Raw genomic sequence first — 19079 nt, 5'->3', positions numbered from 1 at the left:
AGCTCTTAATATGTCGTTCCTACTGCTCTCTGTGTTAAATAAGTCAACTGGAAAAGGGGACTTTTCAAAGTCACCAGGCCTGGTCAATTCTGAAGCACTTCAAATCAAACACATTAAAGCCTCCCGTATTTGGTTGTTAACCTATATAGGCCTATTTACCTCACTGTTGGCATTTTTTATCCTAATCATCACCCAAGTTGAGCTGGAAAGTTCGACACCCAAACGCAATTATCAAAAATTAGTTAACCAGCTTTATCAAGAGACAATCTACCAAACTCAACAACAGGGTTTGGGTTGGTTAACGGTGGAAAATACATTGAGCAATGGTGTGCGTCTGACCATAAATCCACAAACGATCCCGAATCAGTCTCTGTTTACATCCGCCCGAGCGCAGGTCAATCCGCTTTATCTACCCTATATTAGGAAGTTATCTGGATTACTGCAAAGCCTATCACTAGACACCTTTACCCAAAGACATCAGAAGCTAGTGAAAGGCATTGAAGGTGTAGGGATGAATGTGTCGTTATTGATTCGGGTTGAAGGTCATACTGACTCTCAGCCTTTGGCACCAACAGCCCTCTTTAAAAATAATGTTGAGCTCAGCACCTATAGAGCCTATGCCATGATGAAACTGTTGAGGTTATATACCGGTATTGCCGAATCACAATTTGCGATGTCCGGTTATGGGAGTTTTCATCATCTGAGTGAAGATACTACAGCCGCTGAGAATCGACGGGTCGAAATCTATCTACTGCCGCAAGTTAAGGCAAAACCTTCTAAGAAAACGGCATCCATTACCACCGCCAAACATCATTCAGAAACTATGTCAGGCGAAAGCCTGTTATGAATGTCGCCGCTGAGAGAGCAAAAAGTGCCTGGCTATTGGCTTTTGGGGACGTTATGACCTTACTGATTACCTTTTTTATTATGATGATAGTTATTAATAAAAGTGAGGTTTCAAAAATTCAGGTTTGGGTCGATAATCAGGTGACAGAGTCGTATGTCTTCTTGCAGAATGAAATTAAACATAAACATTTGACGGTCGTGAAGGCGACCCGTAATGCCAACGGTATATTGCTTACCATTAATCATGCGAATGCCTTTCAGAGTGGTGGTTTTGTGCCCTCTGAGCAACTTTCCTCAGAGCTTCGAGTGATTGGTCAATTATTACCGAAGATTCCGATACTGGAGATTGAGCAGGATGCAGAGAGTATAGAGGTTATTCAACAAGCAAAAGCTGAAGGGTATGAGTGGTTAGCAGAAGTCACGGTTGAAGGTCATACGGATAATGATTCAATTGATCCAAGATCTTCACTGCGCAACAATTGGTTTTTAAGTACTTTGCGAGCGCAAGCGGTGATGCAGGAGCTCTTTAGTGCCAGTGCATTGCCTGCCAGTCTATTTTCAGTTTCGGGTTATGGTGAGTTTCAGCCAATGGCTTCCAATGAAGGTTCAGCAGGCAAAGATCTAAATAGACGGGTTGAGGTTTTGATTAGCGCCCGTTTTCAAGAGCACTTGGGTGAGTAAATTGCATGTTTGTTGATGGTGTTAGAGTGGATCAGCTTGACAGTTGTTTACGGTCAGTGACTTTGAAAAGCCCCACTTCACATTGTAACGTTTGCGACAGTTCCAACAACTTAACGGATTGAACACTGGTCTGCTCGACCAGTAGGGTGTTCTGTTGAATGCCTTGATCAAGTTCAGAAATGTTTTGGTTCATCTGCTGAATACCTTGGGATTGTTCTATAGTACTGTGCGAGATACTGCCAACAATCTCATTGACGGTTTGAACACTCAAGTGAATTTTTTCAAACGTTTCATTGGTACGGTTCAATTGATCGGAACCGTGGTTGACTTGAGTCACCACGACATCAATCAAATCTCTAATCTGCTTGGCCGAGTCGGCTGATTTTTGGGCAAGGTTGCGTACTTCAGCAGCCACCACGGCAAAACCACGTCCCTGTTCACCGGCTCGAGCCGCTTCTACCGCAGCGTTTAAAGCCAGCAAGTTGGTTTGGAAAGCGATGCTGTCAATCATGCTGACGATTTCACTGATTCGCAAACTGGAGTTTTGAATATCCTGCATGGAGCTGACGGTTTTTTCCATGACCTGAGCGCCTTCTTGCGCAATGGCTTGAGTTTCTTCGCTTAACTGATTTGCATCCTTCGCATTTTGTGCCGTTTCTTGAATTGCAGCCGTCATCTCTTCCATCGCTGAAGCCGTCTGTTCAATGGACGCGGCTTGTTGTTGCGTGCGTTGTGACAATGAGGCATTCCCAGCAGAGATTTCTTCTATTCCATTCGTCACCTGCATTGCAGTATTAATCACGGTTTGCATGGTTTGATTGAGTTGGCTAGAAGTGCCGTTTAGTTGGTTTTTCAGTAGGTTCATTTCCCCTAGAAAATCACCGCTGATTTGATGCTGTAAATTTTGGTTAGAGAGATGTTCAATGGCGATGTTAATCGCGCCTAAGCCTGTCTCTAAGGATTCAAGCGCACCATTGATATAGCGCTTTAGATCATTAAAGCGACCAGAGGCCGAGACAGTGACCCTGCGGTCGAAACTGCAGTTAGTAACATCTTCCATGACCACGTTAATGTCATCAATAATGTCATCCATACTCTGCATGGCATTGTCGACGGTCGATTTAAGATCTCCTCGCACACGTTGGTCCATTCGCGCTGAGAAATCTCCAGCAGCCAGTGCTTGCATAGTGGCGTCCAGAGAGGCCATGGTAATGGAAACACTCTCAATTGAAGAGTTCACATTATCTCTAAAATCCGCTAAATCACCGTGGACATCAATCTCTATTTTTTGGTTAAACTCGCCATTGGCGACTAAGCTTAGCTTGGCATTCGTTTCATCAAAGACGCTTTTTAAATTACCTGTCAGCTTGTTAAAACTATTGATTACACTGCCCACTTCATCAGAGTGTAAGGCATTTAAGGTTTTGGAAAAATCATTACTATGGGTGATCTCTTCAATTCCATTTTGCATGGATTGTAGTGGTCGGGCGATTTTACCAATGAGGGTAAAATACATCAGGGTTATAAACAGTAGAACGGCAATCACCACGGCGACAATAAATATCTCAATAAGTTGGTTGGTTGCTACGATTAGAGAGTGAAATTGCTGTGCTTGGCTCGTCTCTACCAACGCTTGCATGGTTTGCCATTCATCGAGCAGTGTTTGTGTGTTTGATTCAACCAGCATAAAGGCGGAAACGAAGAATACCCCCGCAAAAACCATCATGATTAATAGCAAGTAGCTTAAGGTCGTAATTTTGGTTTTGCTCCAAACCGTTTTCAGTGAAACCATTTCCTGTTTACCTCGCGATAACATTAATTTATTAGCCGCATCATACGATAATAAAGGGGGTGTCGCTATCATTCTTATGCTTTTAGTCGCTCAAGTTTTCCATGTGTCCATAAACGAATTTGATATGTCTTGATAACAGTAACTTGTGCGTAGAACCAAAACTAGGGAAGTGAATATGAGACGCACCGCTAAATTAGCGAGGAAGTTGCCAATCAATGGGTGCTTTTGAGTGTGTCATAAGATAGGCATTGGTTTGCGAAAAAGGCCGACTGCCAAAAAAACCACGATATGCGGAAAGCGGTGAGGGGTGCGGGCTTTCAATGACTAAATGCCGATTACGGTCTATGATTTTGCCTTTTTTCTGGGCATACGCGCCCCACAAAATAAACACACAATGCTTGCGCTGAGTATTAACCGCTTGAATGATGGCATCGGTAAACCTTTCCCACCCCTTGTTTTGATGAGCGTTGGCTTGACCCGCTTCAACGGTTAATACCGCATTGAGGAGTAAGACACCTTGTTGCGCCCAAGGTTGTAAAAACCCGGTATGGCGATTGTCGACCTGAATATCGGTGAGTAACTCTTTATTGATATTCAGTAAAGATTTGGGCAGAGGGTTGACCTCTGGCAGTACTGAAAAACATAAGCCGTGCGCATGCCCCATAGTTGGATAAGGGTCTTGGCCTAAAATCACCACTTTAATATCTTTGAGGGCGGTGCTCTGTAAAGCATTAAACCAACAATTTTCTGGCGGTAAAATTATTTTGCCTTGTTGCTGTTGCACGGTTAGAAATTGTTGCAAGCTTTGCATATAGGGCTGTTGCAGTTCGTTTTCTAAAACCGACTGCCATTCATTGGGTAAATTCATAGAGTACCCACGCTTTAAGGAGATAAACGAGCCGTATGCCAGGAGTCTTCTGTCTCTAGGCTATAGCTAAAACGGTCATGTAGCCGATTCGGTCGGCCTTGCCAAAATTCAAATTTATGCGCCGTTAAACGATAACCTCCCCAATGGGTGGGATGCGGCACTTTACTATTGGCAAAGCGTTCAGCATTCTCGGCAAAAGCCATTTCCAGTGCAAGACGACTGGTCACTTCATGACTCTGTGATGAAGTATAGGCGGCTAATTGGCTATCCTTAGGTCGAGTGTGGAAGTAAGTTTCAGACTCCGTTAAAGACGTTTTGCTTAAGACACCTTCGATACGAATTTGTCGATCCAGTTCAGGCCAAAAGAACAACAACGCGGCTTTAGGATTGTCGATAATTTGTTGACCTTTATCGCTTTCATAATGCGTGTAGAAAACGAAGCCATTGTGATTGAACTCTTTGAGTAGAACAATACGGCTGTGAGGTTGCCCGTTGGCGTCTACTGTGGCCACTGACATAGCCGTTGGATCTTTAACCGTCGCTTGCATGGCTTCATCCATCCATTGGGTGAATTGGCTAAAAGGAGACGCTTGTAATTGCTCTCTGCTTAGGCCTGAATACTGATACTCACGGCGCTCTTGATGGTAATCTCGATTTGGCATAATAATATGATATGATTCCAGGAAATCTTTGGACGGAGCAACCGTTTGAGTCTTAAACTTGGGTAAGATTCAGATCCTACAGCCTTGGTCCCGTTAAAAGGTTTGCCTTAGTTTAGAAACTTTTGCACGAGATCATAAACGGACGAGGTACCCCTTGAGGGTATTAAAATGGCTAAAATATCACTGCTTTGCGTTTAAAAACTTGTCAATAGCTCGCTATTAACTACGTTTTCTGCCTTAATCACTGAAATTTTATCTAATTTTTCTCTCGCCCCTGATTCGTCCAAAGGTCTCAGTTAATAAAATTCGTTTAATAGTCTCATTTTATCACTAGGAGTCTTCACTGTGAGTGAAAACTACAATGCCTCAGAAATTGAAGTCTTAACCGGGTTAGATCCAGTGCGCAAACGCCCTGGGATGTATACCGATACGACTCGCCCTAACCATCTTGCTCAAGAAGTCATCGATAACAGTGTCGATGAAGCCATTGCTGGGTTTGCTGACGATATTACCGTCACGCATTATGCGGATGGCTCGATGAGTGTGTTGGATAATGGTCGAGGCATGCCGATTGATATTCATCCAGAAGAGGGTGTTTCAGGGGTAGAGGTCATTATGACTCGCCTACATGCGGGTGGAAAGTTTTCTAATAAGGCCTATCAGTTTTCCGGTGGTCTTCACGGGGTCGGTATCTCCGTCGTGAATGCCTTATCTAACAAGGTTGAGATTGTCATTCGACGAGATGGTCAAATCCACGCCATCAGTTTTGCTAAAGGTGAAGTCTTATCGCCTTTGGAAGTGACGGGTAAAGTCGGTAAGAAAAATACCGGAACTTTTTTGCGCTTCTGGCCGGATGCCAAATTTTTCGACTCTCCAAAATATGCCTTAACACGCCTTAAGCATCTGTTAAGGGCTAAGGCCGTTTTGAGTCCCGGCTTGAGAATGACCTTTATCGATGAAGTCTCTAATGAAACCACGGAGTGGTTTTATGAAGATGGTTTAAAAGACTATTTAAACGATGCCTTAGATGGTCTAGAACGCGTGCCGGTTGAAGGGTTTATTGGCGAAAGTTATGCCGAAAATGAGGGGGTCGCTTGGGCGATAACTTGGTTACTAGAGCCAAGTGAAACCTTAATGGAAAGTTACGTTAACCTGATTCCAACGCCACAAGGTGGTACGCATGTAAATGGTTTACGTGCCGGTGCGACCGATGCGATCCGTGAGTTTTGTGAATTCCGTAATCTGATTCCGCGTGGCATCAAAATCACCCCTGAAGACGCTTGGCAGAATGTGGCTTTTGTACTGTCAGCAAAAGTACGTGAGCCACAATTTGCCGGGCAAATTAAAGAACGCCTCTCTTCACGAGAGTGTGTGCCATTTATTTCCGGTGTGGTTAAAGACGCTTTAAGTTTATGGCTCAACCAGCATACTGAAGTCGCTGAAAAAATCGCTGATTTAGTGATTCAAAATGCCTCTACTCGCAGTAAGAAAGCCAAGAAAGTTGTCCGTAAAAAGATTACTTCTGGACCGGCTTTACCGGGTAAGTTGGCTGACTGTACTGACACAGATTTGACTCGAACTGAACTGTTTTTGGTTGAGGGAGATTCTGCGGGTGGGTCAGCCAAGCAAGCACGCGATAAGAACTTTCAAGCGATTATGCCGTTGCGCGGCAAAATCTTAAATACGTGGGAAGTCGAATCGGGTCAAGTCTTGGCATCGCAGGAAATCCACGATATCAGTGTCGCCATCGGCGTCGATCCGGGGTCGGATGATATCTCCGGATTACGTTACGGTAAAATTTGTATTCTGGCTGATGCGGATTCCGATGGACTGCATATCGCCACTCTGATTTGTGCGCTCTTTGTCCGCCACTTCACCCGTCTCGTTGAACAAGGTCATGTGTTTGTCGCCATGCCACCGCTGTACCGTGTTGATGTCGGTAAAAAAGTCTTTTACGCTTTAGATGAATCAGAACGCCAAGGCATTTTAGATCGTATCGAAGCGGAAAAAATGCCTGGTAAAATATCAGTCACTCGATTTAAAGGTTTGGGTGAGATGAACCCTCCGCAGTTACGCGAAACCACCATGTTGCCCGCGAGCCGACGTTTGTTGCAATTGCAGTTAAATGACCATGGTGTTGTCAATGAAATGATGGACAAGTTATTGGCCAAAAAACGATCAGGTGATCGCAAGAGTTGGTTGGAAGATAAAGGCGATTTGGCCGAAGTTTAAGGTTGGTTCAGCACGCTATTCGAATCCATAAAAGCCCCTTTTTAGGGGTTTTTTATTACTGAATTTTTAAAATGAGCGAATACGCTAAGGGTTTTACACGATGCATAAATGTCAACAATGGGTCTCATTGAGTTTAAGCCTTTTCACCGTCTCTCTAGCACTGCTTAGCACGTGCGTGCTGGCCGCGAAAACAACTCAAACAGAAGGTGATTTTCATTTAAGCCTTTATCAAGATCAACAGGATCAGTTAGAGAGTCTTGAGTTATTCACTAAAATCCCAGACAAGGAGGTTTACTTAGGTTTGACCTGTTCAACTATGTCACCATTTCCCCTGATTGAAGTGTTATTGTTTAACCAAGAAGTGTTGATGGAGACTCCGGGTTTGATGGATGTCTCCTATCGGATTAATGGTCAGACCGATGCCTCACCGGCTACTTTGCAAGGCGTTTTAAACCCAATGAACAACGCCGCTGAACACTCTAATAAAGTACGTCTTGAGTTGGCCAGTGGTCAGGTAAAAACTATGGGCAGGATGCATGCTGTCTATCAATCACTGTTGGATCAGCTAAAAGCAGGACGTTCAATTGACATCACTTTGCAGCACAGAAGAGTGGGTGAAAAACAGTACCGATTTTCGTTACAGGGCTTAAACGCCTTATTAACGCCGAATGAATCTATCTGCCAGTAAAGGCGATTAAAATTGACCAGGCCTGGTAGAAAGGCTGGTAAACTTTATGAAAGACCATAAAAAAGCCGCAAAGACATTTAGTATAAAATACTCTCTTTGCGGCTTTTTTGTTGAAGCGGTGACTGACAAAAAGTCAGCGCGTCACGCCTTTATAAGGAGAAGTCATCAAAATCAGATTGCTCTACTTTAGAGTCAATCTGACCGACCAGGTAAGAGCTGATTTCTGACTCTTGCGGTGCGACCTGAACGTTATCGCTGACAAGCCAATTGTTCATCCATGGTAAAGGGTTGCTGCGTAATTCAAATATCGGCTCCAGACGAACCGCTTTTAAGCGGACATTCGTAATGTATTCAACATAGTCCTTTAAGATGTTGGCATTCAAACCAATCATTGAACCATTTTTAAACAGATACTCTGCCCACTCTTTTTCCTGCTGTGCCGCTTCCCGGAAAATAGTGTAAACATTCTCTTCTTCCTCTCGAGCAATGACGGCCATTTCAGGGTCATCTTTGCCTTCAACCAGAATATTAATAATGTTCTGCGTACCCGATAAATGCAGTGCTTCATCACGAGCGATCAGTTTGATCACCTTGGCATTGCCTTCCATCAAAGAGCGTTCGGCAAATGAAAAGCTACAAGCAAATGAGACATAGAAACGAACCGCTTCCAACACATTGACCGAGACCATCGTTAAGTACAGTGCCGTTTTGATCTTCTTACGGAAAGCATCGTCTTTACTCAGGTCAATCTCATTGGCGTACATATGATTGGTTAAGGCGATTAACTTATCATAATAGAGCGTCACGCTCTCAGCACGTTTGGTGATCTCTTCATTGTTGACGATATCATCAAAAATCAGCGAAGGATCGGCGACGATATTACGAATAATATGCGTGTATGAACGGCTGTGAATCGTCTCTGAAAACGACCAGGTTTCAATCCAGGTTTCCAACTCAGGAATAGAGACCAATGGCAGTAAAGCGACATTAGGCGAACGACCTTGCACCGAATCTAGCAAGGTTTGATATTTTAGGTTACTGATGAAAATATGCTGTTCATTCTCTGGCAGGTTGGCATATTCGCTGCGATCGCTTGATAAGTCCACCTCTTCAGGACGCCAGAAGAAACTCAGTTGTTTCTCAATCAATTTTTCAAAAATAGGATATTTTTGTTGGTCATAACGCGCAACATTGACGTTCTGGCCAAAAAACATAGGCTCTTTCATCGCGTCGTTAGGTGAACGACAAAAAGTAGAATAGGTGTGTTGATCTTTGCAGCTCATAAATCGATTTTTCCTGGAAAAAGGGATGTTTAGTCGCACTATTTTAGACTAGATAAGACTCTATGAACACCTTTACTGTATAAGGGATTGATTGAAGGAGAATATTCACCTTTAAATGCGGATAACTCTAGATCTTAAAAGAGATAATACGTTAGATAAATAGCGAAATAATTGTCTATTGCGGTCATCTTTTTGGATAATGAGCCATAGACCATCAATCAAGGTGTGGGAGAGACGTGACTTATAAAGATCAGTTAATGTGGTTACAAGGTAAAAAGATCGCAATCTGTGAAGCCGACAGTGCACGTTTTGCTGTGTTGAGTAACTTTCTAAAACATTATGGATTAGAGGTCATTGCCTTAAACAGCCAAGAGACGATGTTGGCCGATTTAGAGTCTCGCCGCTATTCAACGCATCGAACCTACATTGCGGTTTTTATCTCTGCCGAGTTAGCTAAAGCCATGGAACCGCTGTGGATGGAGATAACGCATATGAATCCAAAGATTCTGCAAACACCATTGATTTTAATGGGCTCGAATTCTGAAAAGAGATCGGTGCAGAGTTTGATTGATTTAGGCTATTTTAAATACACCTCACCAGAACCCATGACCGCCACCTTTGTCCTGCGGTTATTGCGCCGTTTAAACCGCTGGAAAGCCATGCGTGGTGATATTACGCCTGCAGCGACCTTGGAGAAGTAAAGTAGAGCAATGCCTGCTTAAGCTTTTGGGCTTGTTTCAGACTTCTTTTCTTTAGACATTCTCAATTGACCAGGCCTGGTCGCTTTGAATATTCAGTTTACCTGACCCGTTTTTATCCAAAAAAAAAGGCTACAGACCCAAATCTGTAACCATTTTTAAGTGCCTGCGCTGAGTAATGTTAATCTACATAAGCGGTTTATCCACTTATTTACAGGGCTGGCTCTGTGATTGCATTCATTTGCAGAGTAACCGCTGTCTGAGCAAACAATCTGCCATTGACGGTTGTACCTGTGTTCACAGCGATCAAGGTTTTGCCCAGAACTACGCCTTCAAAATGTGAGTTAGTTCCAAGCGTCACTGAACCCCCAACCTGCCAGACAATATTTTTGGCTAAGGCGCCACCCTCTAAAGTCACTCGCGTGGCATTTGCTTCGGTCAGTTGACCTGCAACCTGGAAAATCCACACATCATTCGGACCACCAGAAAGAGTGACGTCGGTCGAAATATTCACATCCGTAGACCACTTATGGAGGCCAGGAGCAATCGTCAAGCCGCCAATTTCTCCAGCACCCATTTCAGTGGAATCCGGTGACGTTCGACTTGCGGCGTCACTATAGGCAAATCCCATATCACCCACAGCGGAGGACAGTAAGCTGGGTGAATTGACTGAGCAGGGTAACGGACCTGCCGCATCAACAGTGAATATAGTACCTGTCACTTCACCGCAGGTGAGAAGCAGAGCTGCACCTGTGATGGGGCTCGTGCCAACATCTCCAACAATCGATGAGCGATAAACATTAGTAATGCCCGATTTACTTAGAACTGCAAACGTAGCAGCACTGCCCAGGTATACAGGCGCCTGGTAGGACTCAGCATATGCAGTTCCCATCAGGGCAAAGGGGAAAAACAAAGCCAGCAAAAGCTTTGTTGAATAATTTTTAGACATGGTCATAAATGTTGTCCTCATAGGGGGATCTTAGGATTTGTGAAGTTATAGTAAACATCAGTGTTTGCAACGTATCTTACTATAAATAATTCTTCAATTTAATCATCAATAATTGAGATGCCTTTTTAATATTTATAGACTTTTTAATTAATCACTCTGGTTTACCGTTATTTGCTGCAAATACTCTGTTAAAACGTCTTTAATAGGGAAAGAGAACGCTACCTTTTTATTTTGAACCCCCGGGTAATACTCAACACGACGGGCAATAAGATAAAGGTCTTAGCGCGAATGGTCTAATGGAAAAGGGGACGCCTTAGAATCAACTTGCAAGTGCAACACTTTCAAGTTGATTTCTAAGGCGCTTGAATTCAAGAATCAAGTGCTACCCTTTTATTTTTAGTTCAGGCAGACACATGACTGTCAACCGCCATATGGGGCACACAAGCTAAATTTTCAGTGGTTCCAATGTGCGCTTATGAATAAAATTGTATGTTAGTATGACTACTTAACTTAGAAACAAAAAATGGATGGATATGACGATGAGAAAACAAATTCTGATAAAAATTATACCGCTTGTATTACTATTTTCTATTCCGTTAACCGCCATGGCTGGTCAAGATAAAAAGAACACGGCGTTTGATAAAGTCAAAGGTGACCTTTCCGTTATGGTGTTAGGGTCGGGTGGACCTGTCGCCACACTAGCCGGCCGTGCGAGTGCAAGTTATCTTGTCTTTGTTGATGGTGTACCAAGAATTTTGATGGATGCAGGTGGGGGTGCTTATAAAAGTCTTGCAATGGCTGGGGTGAATATAAAAGACCTGGATATCGTTTTGTTATCTCATCTACATCTCGATCACACTGGGGATCTACCTTCCATCATTAAATCTATGTATTTTAATAACAGTAGTTACAATTTTAAGCAAAATCCTTCTGCCTTTCCTCCAGGACGTACAGCCCCGTTTAGAGTGTTTGGTCCAGGGGCCAACGGTGTGCCGTTTCCCCCTGCATTTAAGGCTGAAGAGGGCGTGGCACAATATCCGGCTACCTCAGGATATGTGCATGAGCATTTCGATCTAAATACGGGTGTAGAACGTTACTTAAATGTATTTTCGCGTGCCATTAGTGGCGGTATATTTAACTACGAAGCACATGATATCTCGCCAAACTGGCAGGTCTATAACCCGACAAACATCACCCCGTCGGGCGTGGACGGTCTAGTGATTAAAGCGGTGGGTGTCAATCATGGCCCTGTACCTGCGTTAGCCTTTCGTATAGAGTATAAGGGTTTAACGATTGTGTATTCTGGCGATACCAGTTCAAAGAAAACGGACATGAAGGGGAACCCCCTTAAAAGTGGCGGCAATATGATGGGCATTGCAGAAGGTGCCGACTTGTTGATTTATGATACCTCGTTGGCGACGGATACTCTGCCCAACCCATCATTAAAGGTTTTTTATAATTTGCATACCACACCTTCTCGCATTGGCGAAGTGGCGCATAAAGCTCATGTGAAAACACTCTTGCTTTCACATATTACACCACTGACAGAAGGTAAAATCCCCCAAGTGGAGACGCTTATCCGAGCACAAGGTTTTACAGGCAACATCCTCACTGCAAATGATTTACAGGTGATTAACTTTGAGCAACATGAACAATAACGTAGGATTTTATTAGAATTAAAATCGGTCATCTCATTGTGGGATGGCCGATTTTTTTGTTTTCGGCAGGAGTATATTAGTATCATTGCTAGTGCGCATCTGGAGTCGTTTCAAATGAGGGATACTGGGAGTCTAAAAGGAGCATTTGGGCAACCTCAACCCTATGCTATAGAGCCTAAGTGTCCAGTTAAAAACCTCTGTTTTAGATAGGTTTTTACGTGTTTTTTCACAGGCGTTAGAGAGGCCAAAACCGTTAGCAGTATAAAGCAAATAAACGGAGAAAGTCATGCCAAAAATGGTCGATGAACTGACTGAAACTGAAGAAAAAATAGAAGCTGAATTAAGAAAAAAATTCACTGAAGAGCAGATGTGTGCCTATTTTTTAACAAAAACCATTCGAAGCCAATATCAATTTGATGATGAATTTGTGGCTCACTGGTATGAGGAACTATTCGATAAAAAACCAGAGCATATAGAGACAGTAAGGCGTGAGCTCGTTCAGTCCTATACCCATATGCTTATGGTCGAAAACAAATATAAATTCCATCTCGATTATTGGTTGAGGCAGTATCAAGAGAAACTCATTACGCAAATGGAATCATTTTTTGGCGGAGAGCCTGGTAAATAGAGATGCTTCTCTTCATTAAATCGGTTTTTCTAAGCTTGTCCTCTGATATTCCCTAAACGTGTCCTACGTTAGGTGAAAAGATAGTGACTTACAAAAGATAAACTTTCTACGTTATTAGCCTGTTTTATCCCCCTGAAAATAATGGGCTTTTAAAACGGATCAGGCCTGGTCGAATGATCTTAATCTAACGTTTCTCTGTATAAATAAATCCACACCCCTGAACTCTCCCTTTCAAAAACAGTCAAAAATACCTTTCACGCTAAGAATACCTCAAAACTCCGGGTGCCTGAGTGTAGGCCCGTTATGGGATTTAAGAGAGGAATTAAAATAAATGAGTGAGTAAAGCAGATCTACAGATAATAAGAATCGTCATGTGAATAAGCTCTACTAATCTGTGTTTATTAATCGAAAACTGTATGTTAGTATTACTGCTTAATGAATACGAACAAATGTAAGGGAACATTACGATGATGAGAAAACGAATTTTATTAAAGATAGTACCGCTTGCATTACTATTTTCTTTTCCGTTAACCGCTATGGCTGGTCAGGATAAAAAGAGCACGGCGTTTGATAACGTCAAAGGCGATCTTTCCGTTATGGTGTTAGGGTCGGGTGGACCTGTCGCCACACCAGCCGGTCGTGCGAGTGCAAGTTATCTTGTTTTTGTTGATGGTGTGCCAAGAATTTTAATGGATGCGGGTGGGGGTGCTTACAAAAGTCTCGCAATGGCCGGAGTGGATATAAAAGACCTGGATATCGTTTTGTTATCTCATCTGCATCTCGATCACACTGGGGATTTACCTTCCATCATTAAATCCATGTATTTTAATAATAGCACTTATAACCTTAAGCAAAAGCCTTCTGCTTTTCCTCCAGGACGCACAGCTCCGTTTAGAGTGTTTGGTCCTGGGGCTAATAGAGTGCCGTTCCCTCTCGATATTGGGGCTAATGAGGGCGTGGCACAATATCCAGCTACCTCAGCATATGTATATAAGCATTTTGATCTAAATACGGGTGTAGAGCGTTACTTAAATGTATTTTCACGTGCCATTAATGGCGGTACCTTTAACTACGAAGCGCATAATATATCGCCAAACTGGCAGGTCTATAATCCGACAAACATCACCCCGTCGGGCGTGGACGGTCTAGTGATTAAAGCGGTGGGTGTCAATCATGGCCCAGTACCTGCGTTAGCCTTTCGTATAGAGTACAAAGGCCTAACGATTGTATATTCTGGCGATACGAGTTCAAAGAAAACGAATATGAAAGGGAATCCCCTTCTAAATGGCGGCAATATGATGGGCATTTCAGAAGGTGCCGATCTGTTGATTTATGATACCTCGTTGGCAACGGATACTCTGCCAAATCCATCATTAAAGGTTTTTTATAATTTGCATACCACACCTTCTCGCATTGGCGAAGTGGCACATAAAGCCAATGTGAAAACACTCTTGCTTTCACATATTACGCCGCTGACGGAAGGCAAAATCCCTCAAGTGGAGACGCTTATCCGAGCACAAGGTTTTACAGGCAAAATTTTAGAGGCTAATGATTTACAAGTGATTAACTTTGAGCAATATGATCATTAAGTATGGTCTGATTGGCATTAAAGACCCGCACTGAATAAGAACCCTTTGATTTCAGTTCTTTAATACAGTGCTGGTCTATTAAGTCAGCACTTGAGTAAATAGATAGAATTCATAACGTGTGTTAACCAAGCACTAAATAAGAGAGTGGACATAATTTCATATTTTATGCTTGGTCGTTTTACGTTTGACATCCATTGTTTTTAATCGCACCAGGTTATGGTCGGAATCACGAGATTCACTTCAATAATCCTAATAACGATAAATAAGTCTTTAACCAATATTTTCTACGTTTTAGTATGCAGTTTTTTGGGTATTTTCTAGCCATGCTTATGCTAAGTGATCTTTATAAAAGGACACCTTAAAATGCTGTCAATTATATTTATTTCGATACTACTCGTATTCATAACGACCCTGATTCATGGTTTTATTCTTAGCCCAATCGTAGAAAACTTGCAAAACTCCAGGTTGCATAAAGCCATCACTTTGCCTGTAGGGGTACAGTTTATCGTCTTTATCCATGTGATGGAGGCTGCGTTGTATGGTGTTGGGTTTTATTTTGGGGCCTCTGAGGGGCTAGGCTCTTTTAAGCAGACTGACTATATGAGTATGATGGATTATCAGTATTTTTCATTGGTCAATTACAATACCTTGGGTTTGGGCGACATCTATCCCACAGGTCACTTGCGATTCCTGGCGGGGGTTGAAGCTTTAAATGGCTTTCTTCTTATTAGCTGTTCTGCAATGTACATGCACAAACTGATGACCAGCAAGCCATAAGGTTTTCAAAGACAGATACGAGTTATTTCAAGTCTATTTAAGCTGCGCTAAAGAGAGAAATGTTGTTTACTGGTTAGTAATAGTTCGTATATAATTAATCGTCGTAACGGTCGTGATTGATTAAATCAAGTCGGTTAGGTGCATTGATGAGCCGGTAGATGATGGAATCGTCCGTTATAGATCTGTACTCGACTATAAAATAGATAACTAAATTGGAGAAAGCCCCCATGACAAAGTATGTGAATTTTGCCGCCATGATTCTGACTGCAACCATCACGATGTTTGCACTGATGTATTTAAATTCATTCAGTATAGATCACATTTTTTTTAGTGAAACACGCGCTTATATGGCACTCGTGATGGGTTCTGTTATGGCTGTTATTATGCTACTGTTTATGCTTGATATGTACACGGACACACGGACGAATACCACGATTGTTCTGGGTAGTATTGTTGTCTTTGTGGCTGCGCTCTGGCTGGTGCGTAGTCAAGCGACTGTTGAAGATGTTTCTTGGATGAAAGCGATGATCCCACATCACTCTATTGCTATTCTAACGAGTGAGCGTGCCAATATTTCAGATCCTCGAGTTCGTGAGCTAGCAGACAGTATCATTAAGGCTCAGCGCAAGGAAATTGCCGAAATGAAAGCGTTGATCATTGATCTTGAAAATAAACATTAAGCCATTTTTATGCGTGGATTGATTGCTGTATCGACTCTTCCAGAGGAGGCACGTTTTTTCTACTGGCTTTATAAAGGTAGTAAGTAAGATGTTTAATCATCATTATATTCAGTTAAGGCTCGAGCACAAAGAAGCAACATGTGATGACGTCGATAAATGAATAAAGTGGTTGTCTTTGGAAAACCCGGAGGTGGGAAATCCACGCTGAGTAAAAAGCTTTCCGATAAAACTGGAATGAAACTGTATGCATTAGATTTAATTGAGTACCAGAAAAATGGTGAGCGTGTTTTACCTGAAGAGTATTCAGAAAAGCATGCTGATTTGATTAAGACTGACAATTGGATCATTGAAGGGCTTGGTACATTAGACTCTTTTTGGTTACGTATAGATGCCGCAGACACGCTTATTTACGTTGATTTACCCTATTATGTTCACTACTGGTGGGTGACTAAGAGGTTATTAAAAAGCTATTTTGTAAAACCATTAGGATGGCCTGAAGGCAGTTCGGTTTTGAAAGGTACTTTAACAGGCTGGAAATACTTACGGTTATCACCTAAGTTTTGGACTGCTGAGTTGTTTGAAGAGATTCAGTTTCGTGCTAAAGGTAAAGCTATTTATAGAATCACAACGGTTAAAGAAATGAATCATTTTACCAAGTAAATTTGCTCTGTCAGTGTTTAAAATATAACAAGCCGTTACAGCGGATAAAACGTGGTACGCTGAACTGAGTATTAGGTGTAGGTTGCCCGCCACAGTGCAACTATTTACAGAAATGGAGAAGTATAATGTCTGAAACAATGCTTGATGCTGGAGTTTGGCCTTCTGGCCCACTTATGGTCTTAGTCATGGCTGCGGTTATTATTGTGCCGTTCTGGTTTATTTTTTCGAAAGCTGGTTACTCTAAGTGGCTGAGTCTTCTGATGGTGATCCCCCTGTTAAACTTAATTCTTCTGTATTTTCTTGCGTTTTCTAAGTGGCCGAACTCTGGAAATACCCATACGTAATAGCCCCGTTAGGGCAAACGTTGAATGCAAAATAACATCCGTATTCTCGCCTAACCATGAGGGGTCAGACTGAAATTAAATGACCCTGCTATCAACTCATCCTTAAGCTCATTTTAAAAACCGACCAGGCCTGGTCATCTTCATTTTTTACGAAAAAATAGATTGGTAACTTTACTAGTTTGTCTCTATACTCACTACAGCTTTTTTATGGCTTGGGTTGGGAAGAGCGATCAACGATGTGCTTAGATTAAGCCATTCAAAAATTCACAATGACGATATTCATCCTTAATATCCTGTTAAAACGACTGGAATAGACAGGTTTTGACTTAATTTGCACAGATATTTGGATGTTTAATATTTAAATAAATAGGAGAAATATTATGAAGACAGTAGATGCAATACGTTCCCGTCGTGCCGTCAAACATTTTGATGCAAACCATCGTATGACGGAAGATGAAATCAATGAGTTTCTCTCCTTGGCGGTGCTTTCTCCAACGGCGTTCAATATTCAAAATTGGCGCTATGTCATGGTGACTGACCCGGCACTAAGAACCCAAATTAGAGAGGTGGCTTGGGGTCAAGCACAGGTGACCGATGCCTCGTTATTCTTTATTTTATGTGCAGACCTTAAATCATGGGAAAAACAGCCTGATCGTTACTGGAAAAATGCCTCTAAAGACGTTCAGGATTTTATGCTCCCAGCGATCGATGATTACTATCGAGGCAAAGACCAGGTACAAAGAGATGAGGCTATGAGATCTTGTGGCATAACCGCGCAAACCTTAATGCTTACGGCAAAATCAATGGGATATGATTCCTGCCCAATGGACGGTTTCGATTTTGAAAAGGTCGCTGAGCTTATTAACCTTCCGGACGATCATGTGATTGCTATGTTTGTTGCCATAGGGAAGAGCACAAAAGAGGCCTGGCCACGAGGCGGTCAATTGGCGCTAGATGAAGTGGTTATCAAGAATAGATTTTCATAGAACATAGAGTCAATCATTGGGGGGCAGAGTAAAATTAAATAACCCTACAATCCATTCATGTGCAAGTGCATTTTAAAGCCGACCAGGCCTGGTCGGCTTTATTTTTGGACAGGTGTTTGGCTGTGTGATAATCGTTATAAGTCATTTTTAACGGAGTGCTTAGGAATAAAAATATGAAATGCTCAGTTTTTATTGCAACAAGTGCCGATGGGTATATTGCAACACCTGATGGTGGGGTCGACTGGCTTCATACCGCAGGTAATTTGGAAACCGATATGGATTCTGAAGACATGGGTTTTCAGTTTTTTATGGATTCGGTAGATTGCATGATTATGGGGCGTAAGTGCATGGACATGATTTCGAGCATGAACTTAACCCCTGATCAATGGCCTTACGGTGATGTGCATATTGTTGTGTTAAGTAAGACCGTGAAAGAGCCGCCCGAGAATCTAAGAGAAAAGGTTGAAATGTACTCTGGCGATATTCAAGAGCTAATGATAACGTTAGAGAGAAGTGGCTTTACACATGCCTACGTTGATGGTGGCGCAACCATTACCTCTTTTATGAATCTTAACCTTATTAATGAAATGACCATTACGACAGCTCCAGTGCTTTTAGGTGCCGGGATTCCCCTCTTTGGCAAAATCAATAAAAGTGTAAAGCTTGAAAAGGCTAGGGCCTCAGCATTTCCAAATAATTTTATCCAAGTTAAGTACCGTGTAAATTCCTTATAACAAGCCACTCAACCATTAGGATAGAAAGGTAAAAGAGATGATTCGGAGTGAGATAAAAAACTTTCAAGACATTCCAAATATTGGCAAAGCCATGGAAAAGGATTTTATTCTGATAGGCTTGAAAGAACCCATGGAGTTAGCCAACAAAGATCCATATCAAATGTATCAAGAGCTTTGTTATGTGACACAGCAGAAGCAGGATCCCTGTGTGTTAGATGTCTTTATTTCAGCTGTAAACTACATGCAGGGCGGTCCACCTAAAAAATGGTGGGAATTTACTCAAGAACGTAAGGTGATGTTGGCGGGTAAAAAATAACTGGGGTC

At 42.3% G+C, this 19079-nt stretch carries 20 protein-coding genes; 15 read left to right on the top strand and 5 right to left on the bottom strand.

Features of this window, described 5'->3' with window-relative positions; all coding sequences use genetic code 11:
- The first annotated feature begins 10 nt into the window (after nucleotides 1-10).
- On the top strand, nucleotides 11-847 hold the full coding sequence (locus F612_RS0106945; protein ID WP_019557038.1) for an OmpA/MotB family protein: 837 nt from the start codon (nucleotides 11-13) through the stop codon (nucleotides 845-847).
- Nucleotides 844-1527, top strand: coding sequence for an OmpA/MotB family protein (locus F612_RS0106940; RefSeq protein WP_019557037.1), 684 nt, complete (start codon nucleotides 844-846; stop codon nucleotides 1525-1527). Before F612_RS0106945 ends, F612_RS0106940 begins: the two co-directional genes overlap by 4 nt.
- A 31-nt stretch (nucleotides 1528-1558) precedes the next feature.
- Here F612_RS0106940 and F612_RS0106935 read toward each other — a convergent pair whose 3' ends face one another.
- From F612_RS0106935 to pdxH, 3 genes are all read right to left on the bottom strand, one after another.
- Nucleotides 1559-3391 carry a methyl-accepting chemotaxis protein gene (locus F612_RS0106935; RefSeq protein WP_019557036.1) on the bottom strand — a complete coding sequence of 611 codons (1833 nt, stop codon included), beginning with the start codon at nucleotides 3389-3391 and terminating at the stop codon, nucleotides 1559-1561.
- A gap of 121 nt (nucleotides 3392-3512) precedes the next feature.
- Nucleotides 3513-4187, bottom strand: coding sequence for a uracil-DNA glycosylase (ung, locus tag F612_RS0106930; protein ID WP_019557035.1), 675 nt, complete (start codon nucleotides 4185-4187; stop codon nucleotides 3513-3515).
- A 14-nt stretch (nucleotides 4188-4201) separates the two neighbouring features.
- Nucleotides 4202-4849, bottom strand: a complete 648-nt coding sequence (pdxH, locus tag F612_RS0106925) for a pyridoxamine 5'-phosphate oxidase (protein WP_019557034.1) — start codon at nucleotides 4847-4849, stop codon at nucleotides 4202-4204.
- A gap of 345 nt (nucleotides 4850-5194) precedes the next feature.
- Here pdxH and parE point away from each other — a divergent pair, with 345 nt between their 5' ends.
- Together parE and F612_RS0106915 are read left to right on the top strand one after the other, a co-directional pair.
- A complete protein-coding gene (gene parE, locus F612_RS0106920) occupies nucleotides 5195-7081 on the top strand; it encodes a DNA topoisomerase IV subunit B (RefSeq protein ID WP_019557033.1) in 1887 nt (628 codons plus the stop codon).
- Between the two features lie 100 nt (nucleotides 7082-7181).
- On the top strand, nucleotides 7182-7769 hold the full coding sequence (locus F612_RS0106915; RefSeq protein ID WP_019557032.1) for a hypothetical protein: 588 nt from the start codon (nucleotides 7182-7184) through the stop codon (nucleotides 7767-7769).
- Nucleotides 7770-7918: 149 nt separating this feature from the next.
- Here the strand turns inward: F612_RS0106915 and nrdB are convergent, their stop codons facing one another.
- Nucleotides 7919-9052, bottom strand: a complete 1134-nt coding sequence (nrdB, locus tag F612_RS0106910; RefSeq protein WP_019557031.1) for a class Ia ribonucleoside-diphosphate reductase subunit beta — start codon at nucleotides 9050-9052, stop codon at nucleotides 7919-7921.
- A 236-nt stretch (nucleotides 9053-9288) separates the two neighbouring features.
- Here nrdB and F612_RS0106905 point away from each other — a divergent pair, with 236 nt between their 5' ends.
- Nucleotides 9289-9753, top strand: a complete 465-nt coding sequence (locus tag F612_RS0106905) for a hypothetical protein (RefSeq protein ID WP_157760468.1) — start codon at nucleotides 9289-9291, stop codon at nucleotides 9751-9753.
- A gap of 208 nt (nucleotides 9754-9961) precedes the next feature.
- Here the strand turns inward: F612_RS0106905 and F612_RS0106900 are convergent, their stop codons facing one another.
- Nucleotides 9962-10720 carry an ice-binding family protein gene (locus tag F612_RS0106900; protein WP_211209475.1) on the bottom strand — a complete coding sequence of 253 codons (759 nt, stop codon included), beginning with the start codon at nucleotides 10718-10720 and terminating at the stop codon, nucleotides 9962-9964.
- A gap of 518 nt (nucleotides 10721-11238) precedes the next feature.
- On the opposite strand from F612_RS0106900, the gene F612_RS0106895 reads away from it, so the two are divergent.
- The 10 genes from F612_RS0106895 to F612_RS0106850 all read left to right on the top strand — a co-directional run bounded on the left by F612_RS0106895 (nucleotide 11239) and on the right by F612_RS0106850 (nucleotide 19071).
- A complete protein-coding gene (locus tag F612_RS0106895) occupies nucleotides 11239-12357 on the top strand; it encodes an MBL fold metallo-hydrolase (protein WP_019557028.1) in 1119 nt (372 codons plus the stop codon).
- A 286-nt stretch (nucleotides 12358-12643) separates the two neighbouring features.
- Nucleotides 12644-12985, top strand: coding sequence for a hypothetical protein (locus F612_RS0106890; RefSeq protein ID WP_019557027.1), 342 nt, complete (start codon nucleotides 12644-12646; stop codon nucleotides 12983-12985).
- A 467-nt stretch (nucleotides 12986-13452) separates the two neighbouring features.
- The gene (locus tag F612_RS0106885) at nucleotides 13453-14574 is read left to right on the top strand and encodes an MBL fold metallo-hydrolase (protein ID WP_019557026.1); all 1122 of its coding nucleotides are present in this window, start codon (nucleotides 13453-13455) and stop codon (nucleotides 14572-14574) included.
- Nucleotides 14575-14937: 363 nt separating this feature from the next.
- Complete coding sequence (locus F612_RS13125; protein WP_019557025.1) at nucleotides 14938-15351, top strand: ion channel; 414 nt, start codon at nucleotides 14938-14940, stop codon at nucleotides 15349-15351.
- A 227-nt stretch (nucleotides 15352-15578) separates the two neighbouring features.
- Complete coding sequence (locus F612_RS0106875) at nucleotides 15579-16031, top strand: DUF305 domain-containing protein (protein WP_019557024.1); 453 nt, start codon at nucleotides 15579-15581, stop codon at nucleotides 16029-16031.
- A gap of 156 nt (nucleotides 16032-16187) precedes the next feature.
- Entirely contained in the window at nucleotides 16188-16691 is a 504-nt protein-coding gene (locus tag F612_RS0106870; protein WP_019557023.1) for a P-loop NTPase family protein, read from the top strand.
- 125 nt (nucleotides 16692-16816) lie between these two features.
- Nucleotides 16817-17035: a hypothetical protein gene (locus F612_RS0106865; protein ID WP_019557022.1), complete on the top strand. Its 219-nt coding sequence runs from the start codon at nucleotides 16817-16819 to the stop codon at nucleotides 17033-17035.
- A gap of 380 nt (nucleotides 17036-17415) precedes the next feature.
- Nucleotides 17416-18021, top strand: coding sequence for a nitroreductase family protein (locus F612_RS0106860; protein ID WP_019557021.1), 606 nt, complete (start codon nucleotides 17416-17418; stop codon nucleotides 18019-18021).
- A gap of 173 nt (nucleotides 18022-18194) precedes the next feature.
- On the top strand, nucleotides 18195-18755 hold the full coding sequence (locus F612_RS0106855) for a dihydrofolate reductase family protein (protein ID WP_019557020.1): 561 nt from the start codon (nucleotides 18195-18197) through the stop codon (nucleotides 18753-18755).
- Nucleotides 18756-18792: 37 nt separating this feature from the next.
- On the top strand, nucleotides 18793-19071 hold the full coding sequence (locus F612_RS0106850; protein ID WP_019557019.1) for a helix-hairpin-helix domain-containing protein: 279 nt from the start codon (nucleotides 18793-18795) through the stop codon (nucleotides 19069-19071).
- The last annotated feature ends 8 nt before the right edge of the window (nucleotides 19072-19079 follow it).

Source organism: Thiomicrorhabdus arctica DSM 13458 (assembly GCF_000381085.1).
Taxonomy (GTDB): Bacteria; Pseudomonadota; Gammaproteobacteria; order Thiomicrospirales; family Thiomicrospiraceae; genus Thiomicrorhabdus; species Thiomicrorhabdus arctica.
Note: the sequence above shows the minus strand (reverse complement) of the source record. Positions and strands in the feature narration are given on the sequence as shown.

What these genes read in the sequence shown, in the direction of transcription:
- F612_RS0106945 (WP_019557038.1), top strand. Translation starts at nt 11, where the DNA reads ATGTCGTTCCTACTGCTCTCTGTGTTAAATAAGTCAACTGGAAAAGGG.
- F612_RS0106940 (WP_019557037.1), top strand. Translation starts at nt 844, where the DNA reads ATGAATGTCGCCGCTGAGAGAGCAAAAAGTGCCTGGCTATTGGCTTTT.
- F612_RS0106935 (WP_019557036.1), bottom strand. Translation starts at nt 3,391, where the DNA reads ATGATAGCGACACCCCCTTTATTATCGTATGATGCGGCTAATAAATTA.
- ung (WP_019557035.1), bottom strand. Translation starts at nt 4,187, where the DNA reads ATGAATTTACCCAATGAATGGCAGTCGGTTTTAGAAAACGAACTGCAA.
- pdxH (WP_019557034.1), bottom strand. Translation starts at nt 4,849, where the DNA reads ATGCCAAATCGAGATTACCATCAAGAGCGCCGTGAGTATCAGTATTCA.
- F612_RS0106915 (WP_019557032.1), top strand. Translation starts at nt 7,182, where the DNA reads ATGCATAAATGTCAACAATGGGTCTCATTGAGTTTAAGCCTTTTCACC.
- nrdB (WP_019557031.1), bottom strand. Translation starts at nt 9,052, where the DNA reads ATGAGCTGCAAAGATCAACACACCTATTCTACTTTTTGTCGTTCACCT.
- F612_RS0106900 (WP_211209475.1), bottom strand. Translation starts at nt 10,720, where the DNA reads ATGAGGACAACATTTATGACCATGTCTAAAAATTATTCAACAAAGCTT.
- F612_RS0106895 (WP_019557028.1), top strand. Translation starts at nt 11,239, where the DNA reads ATGAGAAAACAAATTCTGATAAAAATTATACCGCTTGTATTACTATTT.
- F612_RS0106890 (WP_019557027.1), top strand. Translation starts at nt 12,644, where the DNA reads ATGCCAAAAATGGTCGATGAACTGACTGAAACTGAAGAAAAAATAGAA.
- F612_RS0106885 (WP_019557026.1), top strand. Translation starts at nt 13,453, where the DNA reads ATGATGAGAAAACGAATTTTATTAAAGATAGTACCGCTTGCATTACTA.
- F612_RS13125 (WP_019557025.1), top strand. Translation starts at nt 14,938, where the DNA reads ATGCTGTCAATTATATTTATTTCGATACTACTCGTATTCATAACGACC.
- F612_RS0106875 (WP_019557024.1), top strand. Translation starts at nt 15,579, where the DNA reads ATGACAAAGTATGTGAATTTTGCCGCCATGATTCTGACTGCAACCATC.
- F612_RS0106870 (WP_019557023.1), top strand. Translation starts at nt 16,188, where the DNA reads ATGAATAAAGTGGTTGTCTTTGGAAAACCCGGAGGTGGGAAATCCACG.
- F612_RS0106865 (WP_019557022.1), top strand. Translation starts at nt 16,817, where the DNA reads ATGTCTGAAACAATGCTTGATGCTGGAGTTTGGCCTTCTGGCCCACTT.
- F612_RS0106860 (WP_019557021.1), top strand. Translation starts at nt 17,416, where the DNA reads ATGAAGACAGTAGATGCAATACGTTCCCGTCGTGCCGTCAAACATTTT.
- F612_RS0106855 (WP_019557020.1), top strand. Translation starts at nt 18,195, where the DNA reads ATGAAATGCTCAGTTTTTATTGCAACAAGTGCCGATGGGTATATTGCA.
- F612_RS0106850 (WP_019557019.1), top strand. Translation starts at nt 18,793, where the DNA reads ATGATTCGGAGTGAGATAAAAAACTTTCAAGACATTCCAAATATTGGC.